At 73.6% G+C, this 12,398-nt stretch carries 14 protein-coding genes; 5 read left to right on the top strand and 9 right to left on the bottom strand.

Annotated elements, in window-relative coordinates; all coding sequences use genetic code 11:
• Nucleotides 1–8 precede the first annotated feature (8 nt).
• The 4 genes from SM452_RS25890 to SM452_RS25875 all read right to left on the bottom strand — a co-directional run bounded on the left by SM452_RS25890 (nucleotide 9) and on the right by SM452_RS25875 (nucleotide 2,486).
• Nucleotides 9–371 carry an ArsR/SmtB family transcription factor gene (locus SM452_RS25890; protein ID WP_135240741.1) on the bottom strand — a complete coding sequence of 121 codons (363 nt, stop codon included), beginning with the start codon at nucleotides 369–371 and terminating at the stop codon, nucleotides 9–11.
• 95 nt (nucleotides 372–466) lie between these two features.
• Entirely contained in the window at nucleotides 467–874 is a 408-nt protein-coding gene (locus tag SM452_RS25885) for an arsenate reductase ArsC (protein WP_262014998.1), read from the bottom strand.
• Nucleotides 875–932: 58 nt separating this feature from the next.
• Entirely contained in the window at nucleotides 933–2,018 is a 1,086-nt protein-coding gene (arsB, locus tag SM452_RS25880; RefSeq protein WP_463840883.1) for an ACR3 family arsenite efflux transporter, read from the bottom strand.
• Between the two features lie 84 nt (nucleotides 2,019–2,102).
• Nucleotides 2,103–2,486, bottom strand: a complete 384-nt coding sequence (locus tag SM452_RS25875; RefSeq protein WP_262014996.1) for an ArsR/SmtB family transcription factor — start codon at nucleotides 2,484–2,486, stop codon at nucleotides 2,103–2,105.
• A gap of 172 nt (nucleotides 2,487–2,658) precedes the next feature.
• Between SM452_RS25875 and SM452_RS25870 the strand changes: the two genes are divergently transcribed.
• Together SM452_RS25870 and SM452_RS25865 are read left to right on the top strand one after the other, a co-directional pair.
• Nucleotides 2,659–2,985, top strand: a complete 327-nt coding sequence (locus SM452_RS25870; protein WP_370585014.1) for an ArsR/SmtB family transcription factor — start codon at nucleotides 2,659–2,661, stop codon at nucleotides 2,983–2,985.
• A 74-nt stretch (nucleotides 2,986–3,059) separates the two neighbouring features.
• On the top strand, nucleotides 3,060–4,475 hold the full coding sequence (locus SM452_RS25865; RefSeq protein WP_463840882.1) for an NAD(P)-binding domain-containing protein: 1,416 nt from the start codon (nucleotides 3,060–3,062) through the stop codon (nucleotides 4,473–4,475).
• Nucleotides 4,476–4,653: 178 nt separating this feature from the next.
• Here SM452_RS25865 and SM452_RS25860 read toward each other — a convergent pair whose 3' ends face one another.
• From SM452_RS25860 to SM452_RS25845, 4 genes are all read right to left on the bottom strand, one after another.
• A complete protein-coding gene (locus SM452_RS25860; RefSeq protein ID WP_463840881.1) occupies nucleotides 4,654–5,430 on the bottom strand; it encodes a DUF2470 domain-containing protein in 777 nt (258 codons plus the stop codon).
• A 152-nt stretch (nucleotides 5,431–5,582) separates the two neighbouring features.
• Nucleotides 5,583–5,879 carry a DUF1540 domain-containing protein gene (locus SM452_RS25855; protein ID WP_262014993.1) on the bottom strand — a complete coding sequence of 99 codons (297 nt, stop codon included), beginning with the start codon at nucleotides 5,877–5,879 and terminating at the stop codon, nucleotides 5,583–5,585.
• Between the two features lie 417 nt (nucleotides 5,880–6,296).
• Complete coding sequence (locus SM452_RS25850) at nucleotides 6,297–6,974, bottom strand: response regulator transcription factor (RefSeq protein WP_402810698.1); 678 nt, start codon at nucleotides 6,972–6,974, stop codon at nucleotides 6,297–6,299.
• Nucleotides 6,971–8,926 carry a sensor histidine kinase gene (locus SM452_RS25845; protein ID WP_463840880.1) on the bottom strand — a complete coding sequence of 652 codons (1,956 nt, stop codon included), beginning with the start codon at nucleotides 8,924–8,926 and terminating at the stop codon, nucleotides 6,971–6,973. Before SM452_RS25845 ends, SM452_RS25850 begins: the two co-directional genes overlap by 4 nt.
• A gap of 279 nt (nucleotides 8,927–9,205) precedes the next feature.
• On the opposite strand from SM452_RS25845, the gene SM452_RS25840 reads away from it, so the two are divergent.
• Entirely contained in the window at nucleotides 9,206–9,385 is a 180-nt protein-coding gene (locus tag SM452_RS25840; protein WP_355514206.1) for a hypothetical protein, read from the top strand.
• Nucleotides 9,382–10,398, top strand: a complete 1,017-nt coding sequence (locus SM452_RS25835; RefSeq protein ID WP_463840879.1) for a cupin-like domain-containing protein — start codon at nucleotides 9,382–9,384, stop codon at nucleotides 10,396–10,398. The genes SM452_RS25840 and SM452_RS25835 overlap by 4 nt, the downstream gene beginning before the upstream one ends.
• 6 nt (nucleotides 10,399–10,404) lie before the next feature.
• On the opposite strand, the gene SM452_RS25830 is transcribed toward SM452_RS25835, so the two are convergent.
• Nucleotides 10,405–10,527 (bottom strand): hypothetical protein, encoded by a 123-nt coding sequence (locus tag SM452_RS25830; RefSeq protein ID WP_463840878.1) that lies wholly within the window; start codon nucleotides 10,525–10,527, stop codon nucleotides 10,405–10,407.
• Between the two features lie 587 nt (nucleotides 10,528–11,114).
• Here SM452_RS25830 and SM452_RS25825 point away from each other — a divergent pair.
• On the top strand, nucleotides 11,115–12,398 hold a 1,284-nt coding region (locus tag SM452_RS25825; RefSeq protein ID WP_463840877.1), incomplete at its 3' end, for a condensation domain-containing protein.

Genomic DNA, 12,398 nt, shown 5'->3' with positions numbered 1-12,398 from the left:
TGACCTGCTCAGCGGACCTTCTTCGTCGGTCGTTTACGAGGCGGCGTCAGCAACTCGGCGATCGCCGAGATCGCGGACGGCACCAGGCGGTAGTACGCCCACACACCCCGCTTCTCCCGCTCGATCAGGCCGGCCTCGGTGAGGATCCGGAGGTGATGGCTGACGGTCGGCTGGGAGAGACCGAGCGGCGCGGTGAGGTCGCTGACGGACGCCTCGCCCTCCGGCGCGGACTGGATCAGGCTGAGCAGGCGCAGCCGGGCCGGGTCGGCCAACGCCTTCAGGACGCCCGCGAGGCGTTCGGCGTCGGCACGCTTGATCGGCTCGCCGGTGAGCGGCGAGATGGCAGGGGTGGCAGTCTTCGCAGTTCCCACGCTTGCATCGTCGCACCAACGGCGGCCGCCCGCCGGTGCAATCAGGACCGGATCATCGTCGGTTACCACTACGGTGTCGACCGGGAGGGCGGGTGTCAGGCGGTGGGGTGCAGTTCGGCGAGCAGCCGTTCCACCCGGGTGCGGATCTCGTCCCGGATGGGGCGTACCGCGTCGACGCCCTTGCCCGCGGGGTCGTCGAGCTTCCAGTCCTCGTACCGCTTGCCCGGGAAGACGGGGCAGGCGTCACCGCAGCCCATGGTGACGATGACGTCCGAGGACTCCGCCGTCTCGTACTCCAGGAGCTTGGGGGTCTGGCCGGTGATGTCGATACCGACCTCCCGCATGGCCTCGACGGCGGCCGGGTTGACCTGGCCGGCTGGCGCGCTGCCGGCGGAGCGCACCTCGACGGTGTCGCCGGCGAGGTGGCGCAGCCACCCGGCGGCCATCTGGGAACGGCCGGCGTTGTGCACGCAGACGAACAGGACGCTGGGCTTGTCGCTCATCGGGTCTCCCTGATACGGGTGGTTGCCGCGCGGCGTGCCGCAGCGCGGTCGGGGCGTCTCACGGCCGGGTGCCCGGCGCGGGGAACAGGCGGGCGCGGGCCCACAGCGACACGTAGACCAGGCCGACGAGGACCGGGACCTCGATCAGCGGGCCGACGACACCGGCGAGGGCCTGGCCGGAGGCGATCCCGAAGGTGCCGATCGCGACCGCGATGGCCAGTTCGAAGTTGTTGCCCGCCGCGGTGAACGCCAGGGTGGTGGTGCGTTCGTAGTTGAGGCCGATGGCCCGGCCGAGCAGGTAGGAGCCGGCCCACATGAGGGCGAAGTAGGCCAGCAGCGGCAGAGCGATGCGGGCCACGTCGGCCGGCCGGTCGGTGATGGCCTCGCCCTGCAGGGCGAACAGCACGACGATGGTGAACAGCAGTCCGTACAGGGCGACGGGCCCGACCCTGGGCAGGAACCGCCGCTCGTACCAGTCGCGGCCCCTGGTGCGCTCGCCGAGGCGGCGGGAGAGGTAGCCGGCGAGCAGGGGGATGCCGAGGAAGACGAGTACGTTACCGGCGATGTCCCAGCCGGAGACCTCCAGCGCCGCGCCGTCCAGACCCAGCCAGCCCGGCAGCACCGACACGTAGAACCAGCCGAGCAGGCCGAAGGCGACGACCTGGAACACCGAGTTGACGGCGACGAGGACCGCCGCTGCCTCCCGGTCGCCGCAGGCCAGGTCGTTCCAGATGATCACCATCGCGATGCAGCGGGCCAGGCCGACGATGATCAGACCGGTGCGGTACTCCGGCTGGTCGGCCAGGAACACCCAGGCCAGGGCGAACATGACGGCGGGACCGACGATCCAGTTGAGGACCAGCGACGAGACCAGGAGGCGCCGGTCACCGGTGACGGTGTCGAGGCGGTCGTAGCGGACCTTGGCCAGGACCGGATACATCATGATCAGCAGGCCGAGGGCGATGGGCAGGGAGATGCCACCGACCTCGACGGCGCCGAGAGCGTCGTCCAGGCCGGGGACGATCCGGCCGAGCAGCAGACCGGCGACCATGGCCAGGCCGATCCAGACCGGCAGGAACCGGTCGAGGCGCGACAGGCGTGCCACCACCGGCGGGGCATGGTCGGCTCTGGTGGCGGTGCTCATGGACGCTCCAGTGGGGTGTCGGTGTGGCGGCAACGGGGCTCGGCGGTGATCGGACCGCCTTCCCGCGGGGGTGTGGCGTGCGGCCTACCGCTGCGCCGCCGCGGCCGGCTCGATCGACAGCAGGCCGGCGAGCTGGCGCAGGATCTGCGGCCGCGCGCGGTAGTAGACCCAGGTGCCCCGCCGCTCGGCGTCCACCAGGCCCGCCTCGCGCAGCGTCTTGAGATGGTGGGAGATCGTCGGCCCGGTCAGGTCGAACGCCGGCGTCAGGTCGCACACGCACACCTCGCCGCCCTCGGCGGAGGCGATCATCGACATCAGCTGCAGCCGTACCGGATCGCCGAGGGCCTTGAACGCGGGCGCGAGCACCGCCGCCGTCTCGGCCGGGACCCGGCGCTGCGCCAGCGGGGGGCAGCACGGCGCGTCGGCGCTGAGGTCGACGAGGGGGATCGGCGCCTGTTGCTTCGGCATGTCTCTAGGTTGACATCTATCTAATCAGCGTGCAAGTCTTTGTTTAGACCGACATCAAGACAGGGTGCCGCCGGGGGAGGCGTCGTCAGGCGGGGCCCCGTCCGGCGGTCGCCGGCTCCGGCACCTGCTAGGCTTCATCGCCAATCGGCGATAAACGATTGAAGGAGTGGTGGTGGGCGACCTCCTCGACCGCGACACCGCGCAGACCTACGCCTCGTGGTTCCGGGCGCTCGCGGACCCGACGCGGGTGCAGATCGTGGAGTACCTGGCCCGCCACGCCCGGCCGATGAGCGTGGGGGAACTCGTCGCCGCGGTCGGGCTCGCCCAGTCCACCGTCTCCCAGCACCTGAAGATCCTCACCGAGGTGCGGTTCGTGCTCGTCGAGCCGGTCGGCACCGCACGCCACTATCGCATCAACGACGCCTGTGTCGGCTGCTTCCCGTCCGCCGCCGACGTCGTCATGGGTCGTCCGGCGCCCGATCCGGTCGGAGTCTGCTGACGGCCACCCGGTGGCGCGACGTGGCGTCACCGCACCTGACTGATTCGACAATCGCCAATACAGAGGAGTTCCCGATGAGTGTCCTGGACGAGTCGCCCGTCGTGGTGATCGGCGCGGGCCCGGTGGGTGTGGCCGCCGCCGCCCACCTGCGCGAGCGTGACCTGCCCTTCCTCGTCTTGGAGGCCGGTGACACCGCCGGCGCGGCCGTGCGGCAGTGGGGGCACGTACGACTGTTCTCCCCATGGCGGTACAACGTCGACCCGGCCGCCCGCCGGCTGCTCGACGACGCCGGCTGGGTCGCCCCGGCCGATGACGTCCTGCCCACCGGCGCAGAGCTGGTCACCGACTACCTCCAGCCTCTCGCGGAGCTGCCGCAGCTCAAGCCCCACGTGCGCTACGGCGCGCGGGTAACGGCGATCAGCCGGCTCGGCCTGGACCGGCTGCGTACCGCCGGCCGCGAACAGACGCCGTTCCTGATCCGCCTCGCCGACGGCGATGAGCTGCTGGCCCGCGCCGTCATCGACGCCTCCGGCACCTGGGGCACCCCCAACGTCCTCGGCGCCTCCGGCCTGCCCGCCCGGGGCGAGGAGGACGCGGCGGCGTTCCTCGGCCACGCGCTGCCCGACGTGCTCGGCGGCGACCGGCACCGCTTCGCCGGCCGGCGCACCCTCGTCGTCGGCGCCGGCCACTCCGCCGCGAACACCCTGCTGTCGCTGGCCGAGCTGGCCACCGCCGAACCCGGCACCGAGGTGATCTGGGCGATCCGCTCGTCCAGCCCGGCCCGCACATACGGCGGCGGAGACGCCGACGCCCTGCCCGCCCGCGGCGCGCTCGGCGCCCGGCTGCGTGACCACGTCGACGCCGGCCGCATCCGGCTGCTCACCGGCTTCTCCGTGCACGCCCTCACCCCGGCCGAGGGCCGGGTCGCCGTGGTCGTCCGTCACGCCGACGGCACCGACGAGTCCGTCACCGTGGACCGCGTCGTCGCCGCCACCGGCTTCCGCCCCGACCACTCGATCGCGGCCGAGCTGCGGCTGGACCTCGACCCGGTCATGGGCGCGACCCGCGCCCTCGCCCCGCTGATCGACCCGAACGAGCACTCCTGCGGCACCGTTCCCCCGCACGGCGCCGCCGAACTCGCGCACCCCGAGGCCGGCTACTACACCGTCGGCATGAAGAGCTACGGCCGCGCGCCGACGTTCCTCATGGCCACCGGATACGAGCAGGTCCGTTCCGTCGTCGCCGCTCTCGCCGGCGACTGGGACGCCGCCCGCGACGTCCAGCTCGACCTGCCCGAGACCGGCGTCTGCAACAGCAACCCCACCGACTCCACCGGCACCGACGGCTGCTGCGGCCCCGACCCGGCGGCCCCGCCGGCCGCACAGGGGCTGGCGACCGGAATCTCCGGGGGCCTGCTCTCCGCACCGCTCAGCCTGGTCAGCCTCGACACCCCGGCCGGCGGCCAAGCCGGCGGCTGCTGCACCAGCTGACGACCACCACGACGGTGCCCGCCGACCCCACCGTCGGCGGGCGCCACCGGTGGCGCGCCGCCGCCGCGGCGATGCGTTCGGTACGGAGTGGAAGCGACGGGCACGACGGCGAACCCGGCTGAACTGTGGCGCTCGTGGGCAGCCTCGATCCGGGCGGACGAGGTCCGTCCCCGGCGCCCTAGGCGAGCAGCGTCCGCAGCGCCTCGGCGAGGCCGGCGCCGGCGGTGACCGGGCGGGCGTAGGGCAACCGGGTGTCGGTGTGACCGTCCGGCCGCTCCGCGCGCAGCACGATGCCCTCGGCGTCGAGCGCGACCGGGACGATCCGCGTCGCGTCGGCGCCCCTGTCGACGAGCGCGCCGAGCCGGTCCAGGACGTCGCTGTGGCACCGGGCCAGGTGCGCGAGGTGGGCGGCCTCGTCGACGGCGATCGGGTCCGGGCGGGCGGCCCGGTACGTGCCGAGGTCCACCGCGACGGGCTCGGCGGCCCGGTCGAGGACGATCTCGTCCGGCGCGATCGCCCACAGCGCCACCGGCGGCAGGTCGAGCAGCGACATCACGGTGGCCGGGTCGCAGGCGTCGAGCGCGGCCGGGTCGAAGCGGCGGGCGGTGCCGACGATCCGCAGCCGGGCGCGCACCCGGGAGCGCACGGCGACCGGGGCGAGGTGGGTCACGTCGAGGCGTACCGCACCGCTGTGGCCGCGCGCGGCGACCAGCAGGCCGCCGGTGCGGCTCATCGCGTCGACCGCGAGCACGATCGTGCCGTCGGGGAGGACGGCGTGGGCGGAGAGGAGATCGGCGGTGGTGTCGCCGAGCGTCAGCCGCACCGAGGAGGCGGCGCTCAGCACGCACCGGGCGGAGACGGCGTCGCGGGGCGTGGAGGGGAGCGCCGACGGCCCTGCGGTGACCGGGGCGACGCCGGCCGACGGGGCCGGGCGCCCGGCGGGGTGCAACGCCATGTCTGTCTCCTCGGCCGGGAAGGGGTGAAGTCGGCCCAGGTCAGACGGTAGTAGGTAAGGCTTACCTGTGCAACGGCGGGTCGGGTGCCGCACATGCCGTACGGGTCACGACGGTGACCGTCGTGACCCGTACGGGCGTGGTGTCCGGTTCGTCAGGCGGGCTGGTAGGTCAGGCAGTCGCTGACCGTGGCGCCCGGGCCGACGGTGATCGACTCGGCGGTGCAGGCGAGGTTGGTGTTGTGCACGCACTCGGCCCGCGCACAGGCGCCCACCGCGCCGGTGACCTCGGCGATCCCGCCGCTGAGCGAGGACTCGACGAACGTCGCGCAGGAGGCCGCGTCGGCGGACGCCGCCACGGTGATCGCGGGAGCGTGACAGCCGTTGTCGTTGAAGCTGCACGCGGTGGCGGCGCATTCACGTACCGGCGGAGACTGCAACAGGGTCTTCATGGTGCCTCCAAGTCATGCGGGCCGGCGGACACGAACGGCCGGCCTCGTGGTGCTCGAATGCCATCGGGTATTTGCCGGGCGGCCCGGTCCGCAAACCCGTCCGCCGTCAGTGAGGATCATGCTCACCTTAACAACGGAATGCGGGGTTGGCGGCCGTAAGCAGTCGTTTCCGCGCCGAGTCCCGGACCGGCGAAGATGAGCCTTACCTTGGTTAGGGAAGGCTTTCTTTCCAGGCCGGGAGACGTCTTTGTCCGCCCGCTTCGGGCGCGACAGGCCGACCGGCGCAGCGCCGGTGAGCAGCCACGAAGCCGACCGGCCGGTGCCGGGACCGTCATCCGGAACAGCGGGCGGTAATCGTCTCCGCCGCCCGCATCGGAATCGAGACCCCGGCTGCCGATTCGAAATCGGCGGCGCCGGTCAGCGGGCCGGGGACGGTGGCAGTTCGGCGGCGTTCGGATTACCCATTCCGTGGTCGCGCGCCCGGGCTATCGCCTCGGCGCGGCTGCCGAGACGGAGTTTGACCAGAATGGCGGAGACGTTGTTCCGCACGGTCTTGGCGCTCAGCCCGAGCCGGTGCGCGATGAGCGGGTTCGACAGGCCCCGGGCGAGCAGGCCGAGCACCTCGCGTTCCCGGTCGGTCAGTTCCGGGAACGGGCCGTCGGCGCGGGCGCCCAGCAGAGCGGCGGCGCGGTCGGCGAGCGGGCCGCCGAGGACCAGGTCGCCGCCGGCCACACCCCGGATGCCGCGCTCCACGTCCGCGGCCGAGGCCCCCTTGAGCACGTATCCACGCGCTCCGGCGCGTACCGCGGCGACGAGTGAGGCGTCGTCGTTGAGCATGGTCACCACCAGCACCCGGACCTCCGGGTGGTCACGGCTCAACGCCCGGGTGGCCTCGATCCCGGACCCGGGCCCGAGATGGAGGTCCATCAGCACCACGTCCGGCCTGGTGCTGCCGACCAGCGCCCGGGCCTCGGACGCGTCGGCGGCCTCGCCGACGCACTCGATGCCGTCGAGGGTGTCCAGCAGCGCGCTCATGCCGAGCCGGAAGACCGGGTGGTCGTCCACCACGACGACGCGGATCGGGCTGTCGGTCACCGGCACTCCAGGGGGACGGTCAGGCAGACGGTGGTGCCGCGGGAGGGGGCCGGCCCGACGGTCAGCGTCGCGCCGACCGCCTGGGCCCGTTCCCGCATGGCGTGCAGGCCCACGCCGGGGCGGACCGGCCCGGCGGCCACGCCCCGGCCCTCGTCGGTGACGGTGACCCGGAGCAGGTCCGGTCGCCGGTCCAGCGACACGGTGCAGGTGTCCACCCCGGCGTGCCGGTGCACGTTGCGCACCGCCTCGGCGGTGACGCCGTACGCGGCGGTGGCTACCGGCTCCGGCAGCGGGTCCAGCGAGGCGGGGGCGCGCATCACGATCCGCAGCCCGGCCCGCGCGTACTGGGTGCGCAGCAGGTCCAGGGCGGGACGCAGCCCGCCGTCGGCGAGCACCGGCGGCAGCAGCCCGTGCGCCAGCTCCCGCACCTCCGCCGCCCGTGCGGTCAGCTCCTCGGTCAGCCGGTCCAGCAGCTCCTCGGCCCGGTCCGGGTCGCGGCGCAGCAGGTTGCGGGTGGCGGCCAGGCCCAGCCCGATGCCGCTGAGCGCCGGTCCGAGGCCGTCGTGCAGGTCCCGGCGCAGCGAGCGGCGCTCCTCGTCGCGTACCTCCGCCAGCCGTTGCCGCGACCGGGCCAGGTCCCGGTTCGTGCCGGCGAGGTCCACCATCGCGGCGACCACCGGGGCGAGGACGGCGAGCGCCTCCCCGGCCCGGTCGTCCAGCAGCTCGCCGGGCCGGGGCCAGGCGTGCAGGTGGCCGACCAGCCGGTCGCCGCGGACCAGCGGCACCGTGACCGGCGGCGTGCCCTCGTGCGGCGGCGGCTGCGGCCCGTCCTCGGTGATCCGCACGTCGGCCAGCCGCAGCGCGGTGGCCACCGCCGCGCCGATGTCGGTCGTGCTGCCGCCGCTGCGCACCACCCGGTGCAGCAGGAGTTCGGGCGGCTCGCCGTGCACCAGCCCGTCCACCCGTCGCTGCACGAGCGCGCGGACCGGCTGGAAGGCCGCCGCGATCACGCCGGTGACCAGCAGCTGCGGCAGCGGCGCGGCGTGCGGCAGCAGCCGGTCGGACACGGCGACCGCCGCGCAGTAGGCGGCGATCACCGTCGCGGTCATCAGGTACCAGACCAGGGTGCGCCGGACGGCCAGCCGCAGGCCCCACAACTGCTGGCGCAGCACCACCACTGCCACCGCCGCGGGGAAGAACGCCTGGGAGGCGAGCATCAGCAGCGCGGGCGCGGCCGGCGGCACCACCGCCGGTGGCAGGAGCGTGGCCAGGAAGGCCAGGGTGAGCAACACGCTGCCCGCTGTCACCCAGCCGAGGCCGTTGCGCCGCGCGGGCTCCCCGCGCCGCCACCGCCACGCGACGCCGGCGGCGGCGAGCGCGCCGAGCCCGACCAGCGCGTACGGCAGGACGGGGGACAACTGTCGCAGCAGCGCGGCGCGGGCGTCGCGCAGCTCCGGCGTCAGCGGCACCACTCCCACCGGCGGCGGCGCGGTGGCGAGGACGGCCACCGTCAGTGCCACGTACCCCAGGCCGATGGCGACCGCGACCCGGTCGAGCCGGCCCGGGGGCCGCTCCGGCAGCAGCCAGGGCATGACCACGACGAGCGAGTAGAGGCCGGGCACCCAGGCCCACTGGTGCACTGCGGTCAGCAGCGGCGGCCCACCGACGGCGAGCTGCCACTGCGCGCAGCACGCGGCGAGCGCGCCGCCGAGCGCCGCCGCCGTGGCGATCCACCCCGGAAGCCGGCTGCCGCGGCGCCGGCGGCTCAGGATCAGCCATGCCGCCGCGCCGTATACGACGCCGTCGAGCAGGTCGACGAGCGAGTAGAGCTGGGCGGCGGTGAACGGGGGAGTCGCCACCGCCCAGCCGGCGACCGCGCCGAGCGTGAGCACGCCGGTGGCGACGAGGACGGCCCAGGCCGTTCGACGCGGAGTGAGGAGGTCGTCACGCATGTCGGGTCCACTGTGTCAGGCCGGGAGGCGTCGGGGGACCACCTGAACGGCGTGAGCCGGGTGGCGGGCCGGGCGGTACGCGGGCCCGCCGTACCGTTTCCGCGCCGGCGCGGCCTGCCGCCGTCACCCTGCGGGCGGCGGTGTCCCGGCGGCCAGGGGTGGATGTCCCGGTCCGGCCGGGACGGGGCGATCGGCCGTGCGGTGCGGCGACGGCGTCCCGGACCGGACGGGATCGCCGTCCCTGGCGGGCCGGGACGCCGCGCCGGTTGACTGCCGGGCATGACCGAAACCACGCCGGACCACATCCCGGCCCACGTCAAGAACTCCTACGTCAACTGCTCCGAGTACACCCGGGCGCCCCGGCTCACGCCGCCGCCCGCCGACGTCCGCGGCGACGCCGTGGTGCTGTCGCTCCGCCCGGCCGCGCCGGCCGCTCCGCCCGTCGAGGTCACCCGGTGACGGTGGCCGCCGCGCCGGGCCTGCTCCCCGCCTGGCGGGAGTGGCTCGCCGAGAACCTGGCGATGGGCGTCGCCGCCGGGCAGGCCCGCGCGGCGGCCGTCGCCGCCGGTGCGGACGCCGACGCCGTCGACGCGGAGCTGGCGGCGCTCGCTGGCCACCCGTACTTCGCCGTGTGCCGGCGGCTCGCGCTGCGCTACGACTGGATGGAGTCGGTACTGGACACCTACCGGGTGCTGCGCGAGGACGACGGGGGCCGCGCCCTGGAGCGCCGGTCCGATCCCGGCGCCGAGGAGTTCTTCGGCCGCTACTACTACGGGAACCGGCCGGTCGTGCTCGACGGCCTGATGGAGGACTGGCCCGCGCGGGACTGGACGCCGGCCCGGATGGCCAGCAGGTGCCCGAACGCGGTCGTCGAGGTGATGACCGGCCGCGAGGCGAACCCCGACCACTCCTGGCAGTACGACAGGCACCGCACCACCATGCCGTTCGCGGACTACGTGGCGTTGCTGGACTCCGGCGCGCGGACGAACGACTACTACATGGTGCCGCGCAACGAGAACTGGAACGGCGCGCTGCGGGCGCTCGCCGCCGACGTGCGGCCGCCGGCGCACCTCGTCGACCCGGCCGGTGGCGGGCACCTGCTGCTGGGACCGGCCGGCACCGTCACGCCGTTGCACGTGGACAACAGCACCGTGCTGCTCTGCCAGGTGCTCGGCCGCAAGCACGTCCGGCTGGTGCCGTCGTACCAGCGGCATCTGGTCTACCCCCGCGGCGGGACGTTCAGCGCGGTGGACGCGGCGCGACCGGACCTCGACCGGCATCCCCGGTACGCCGAGGCGACGGTGCTGGAGACGGTGCTCGAACCGGGGCAGATGCTGCTGGTGCCGGTCGGCTGGTGGCACTGGGTGCACGCGCTTGACGTCAGCGCCACTGTCACGTTCCACCACTTCCGGGTGCCCGGCCGCAACCACAAGATGGCCACGCCGCCGGCGGCCGGTGCCGAGGCCGTGTAGCGAGCGTCACACTCCGGCCACAGTGGCCGGTCCGGCGCCGCCGGCACGGTCGGCCGGTCGGCCGACCGCGTCCACCGTCCGGGGGAGGTGCCCGTGGTACGACGGGCGCACGCCCGGTCCGCCGTTCATGTCCACCACCGCCGCCCGGGCAACCGTACGCGAAGAATTTTTTCGCCGGGTTGCCCGGGCGCGGCGGCGCCCCGGGGGGGCCCGAACGCCCGGGTGTCCGCCCCGCCGCCATCTGCGGCGATGCGTGAAAAGGCGTCCCTGAATGGGCGTCAGTCCTCGAAGATCCACGTCGAGTTGTCGTCCATCGATCATCGGCTTCCCGACAGGATGGGGTTTGCGAGAGCGTCGGACGGCGTTGCAGAATGAGTCCGTCCGGAGGTGTCGGGGGATCTGCGTCCGGAAACGAACTTAAGGATCGTAAAGGTCGCTTGGGAGTGATTCTGTGATCTCTCGTTTGTGGTCGTAGCGGGACCAAATCCGACATACGGCTACGTGGGATGGCGTCCAGCCAGGCCCTACCCCTGATCAGTACGAGCGGTGGAATGGGTCGTGCATGCGACCGATTTCCGCCTTGCCATGCATTTCGCCCGATGGGTGAATGAATGGGCGTGGCGCTTCGGGATGTCTGACCGAATTGCGCGCCGACGCAATCGCATGCGTCGGTAATCGCTTGTCGCCTGCCGGTTTCCAGTCGAGGAGAATTCGAATTGCGCCAGCTAGAGGACTGTGTCCAGGTTGATTACTCTCCGTCGTTCTCCCAGCACCGCATGTGGTTCCTCGACCGGTTGGCCGGTGGTCGCGACACCGCGTACGTCACGACTCCGATGTGGCGGGTGCACGGCCGGCTGGACCGGGAACGGTTCCAGAAGGCGGTGGACACGGTGGTCGACCGGCACGACGCGCTGCGCGCCCGTTTCGTGGAACGCGACGGCATGCCCCGCGTCGTCCTGCCGCCGTCGGCCGGCACCCCCGTCGACTGGCGCGCCGCCGGCTCGGCCGCCGAGGTCGCCCGGGCGGCCGAGGCGGAGGCGGAGCGGCCGTTCGACCTGGCCACCGGACCGCTGCTGCGGGTCGTCGTCTGGACGCTCACCGACACCGAGCACGTGGTCCTGGCGGCGACGCACCACATCGCCTCCGACGGCTGGTCGGTCGGCCTGCTGGCCCGCGAGCTGGCCGCCGCGTACGCCGGGGAACCCCTGCCCGACCTGCCCGTCCGGTACGTCGACTACGCCGAGCGGCAGCGCCGCGAGCTCGACGGTGACCGGCTCCGCGCCGACCTGGACTACTGGCGTGACCGGCTCGCCGGCCTGCCCGCGCTGACCCTGCCCACCGACCGGCCCGCCCCGGAGCGACCCTCGCACGCGGCGGCGACCACCGAGTTCGTCCTCGGCCCGGAACTGGTGGCCGGCCTGCACCGCGTCGGCCGGGAACACGGTGCCACGCTCTACATGACGCTGCTGGCCGCGTTCCAGGTGCTGCTGGGCCGGTGGAGCGGGCAGGACGACTTCGGCATCGGCTCGCCGGTGGCCGGCCGGGACCGGCCCGAGGTGGAGAACCTCATCGGACTGTTCGTCAACACGGTGGTCACGCGCGCCGACCTGAGTGGCGACCCGACGTTCGCCGAGCTGCTCGGCCGGGTCCGCGACGACGCCCTCGACGCGCTCGACCACCAGGAGGTCCCGTACGAGCGGGTGGTCCGCGAGTTGCGGCCCGAGCGGCCGGACACCGACTCGCTGATCGACGCCTGGTTCGCGATGCAGAACGTGCCGGGCGACGGGCCCTCGGCCGGACCGCTGCGCTTCACCGACTTCGAGACCGACCGCCCCAAGGCGCTGTTCGCGGTGTCGCTGTTCGCCCAGCCGCGCGGCGACGAACTCGCCATGACGCTGGTCTACCGGACGGATCTGTTCGATGCGGTGTCGATCGGTCGGTTGGTGGGTCGGTGTCGGGAGTTGTTGGTGGCGGTGGTGGCTGATCCGGGTGTGCGGGTT

Source organism: Micromonospora sp. SYSU B005 (genome assembly GCF_055362685.1).
This window is presented reverse-complemented; position numbering and strand designations above follow the sequence as displayed.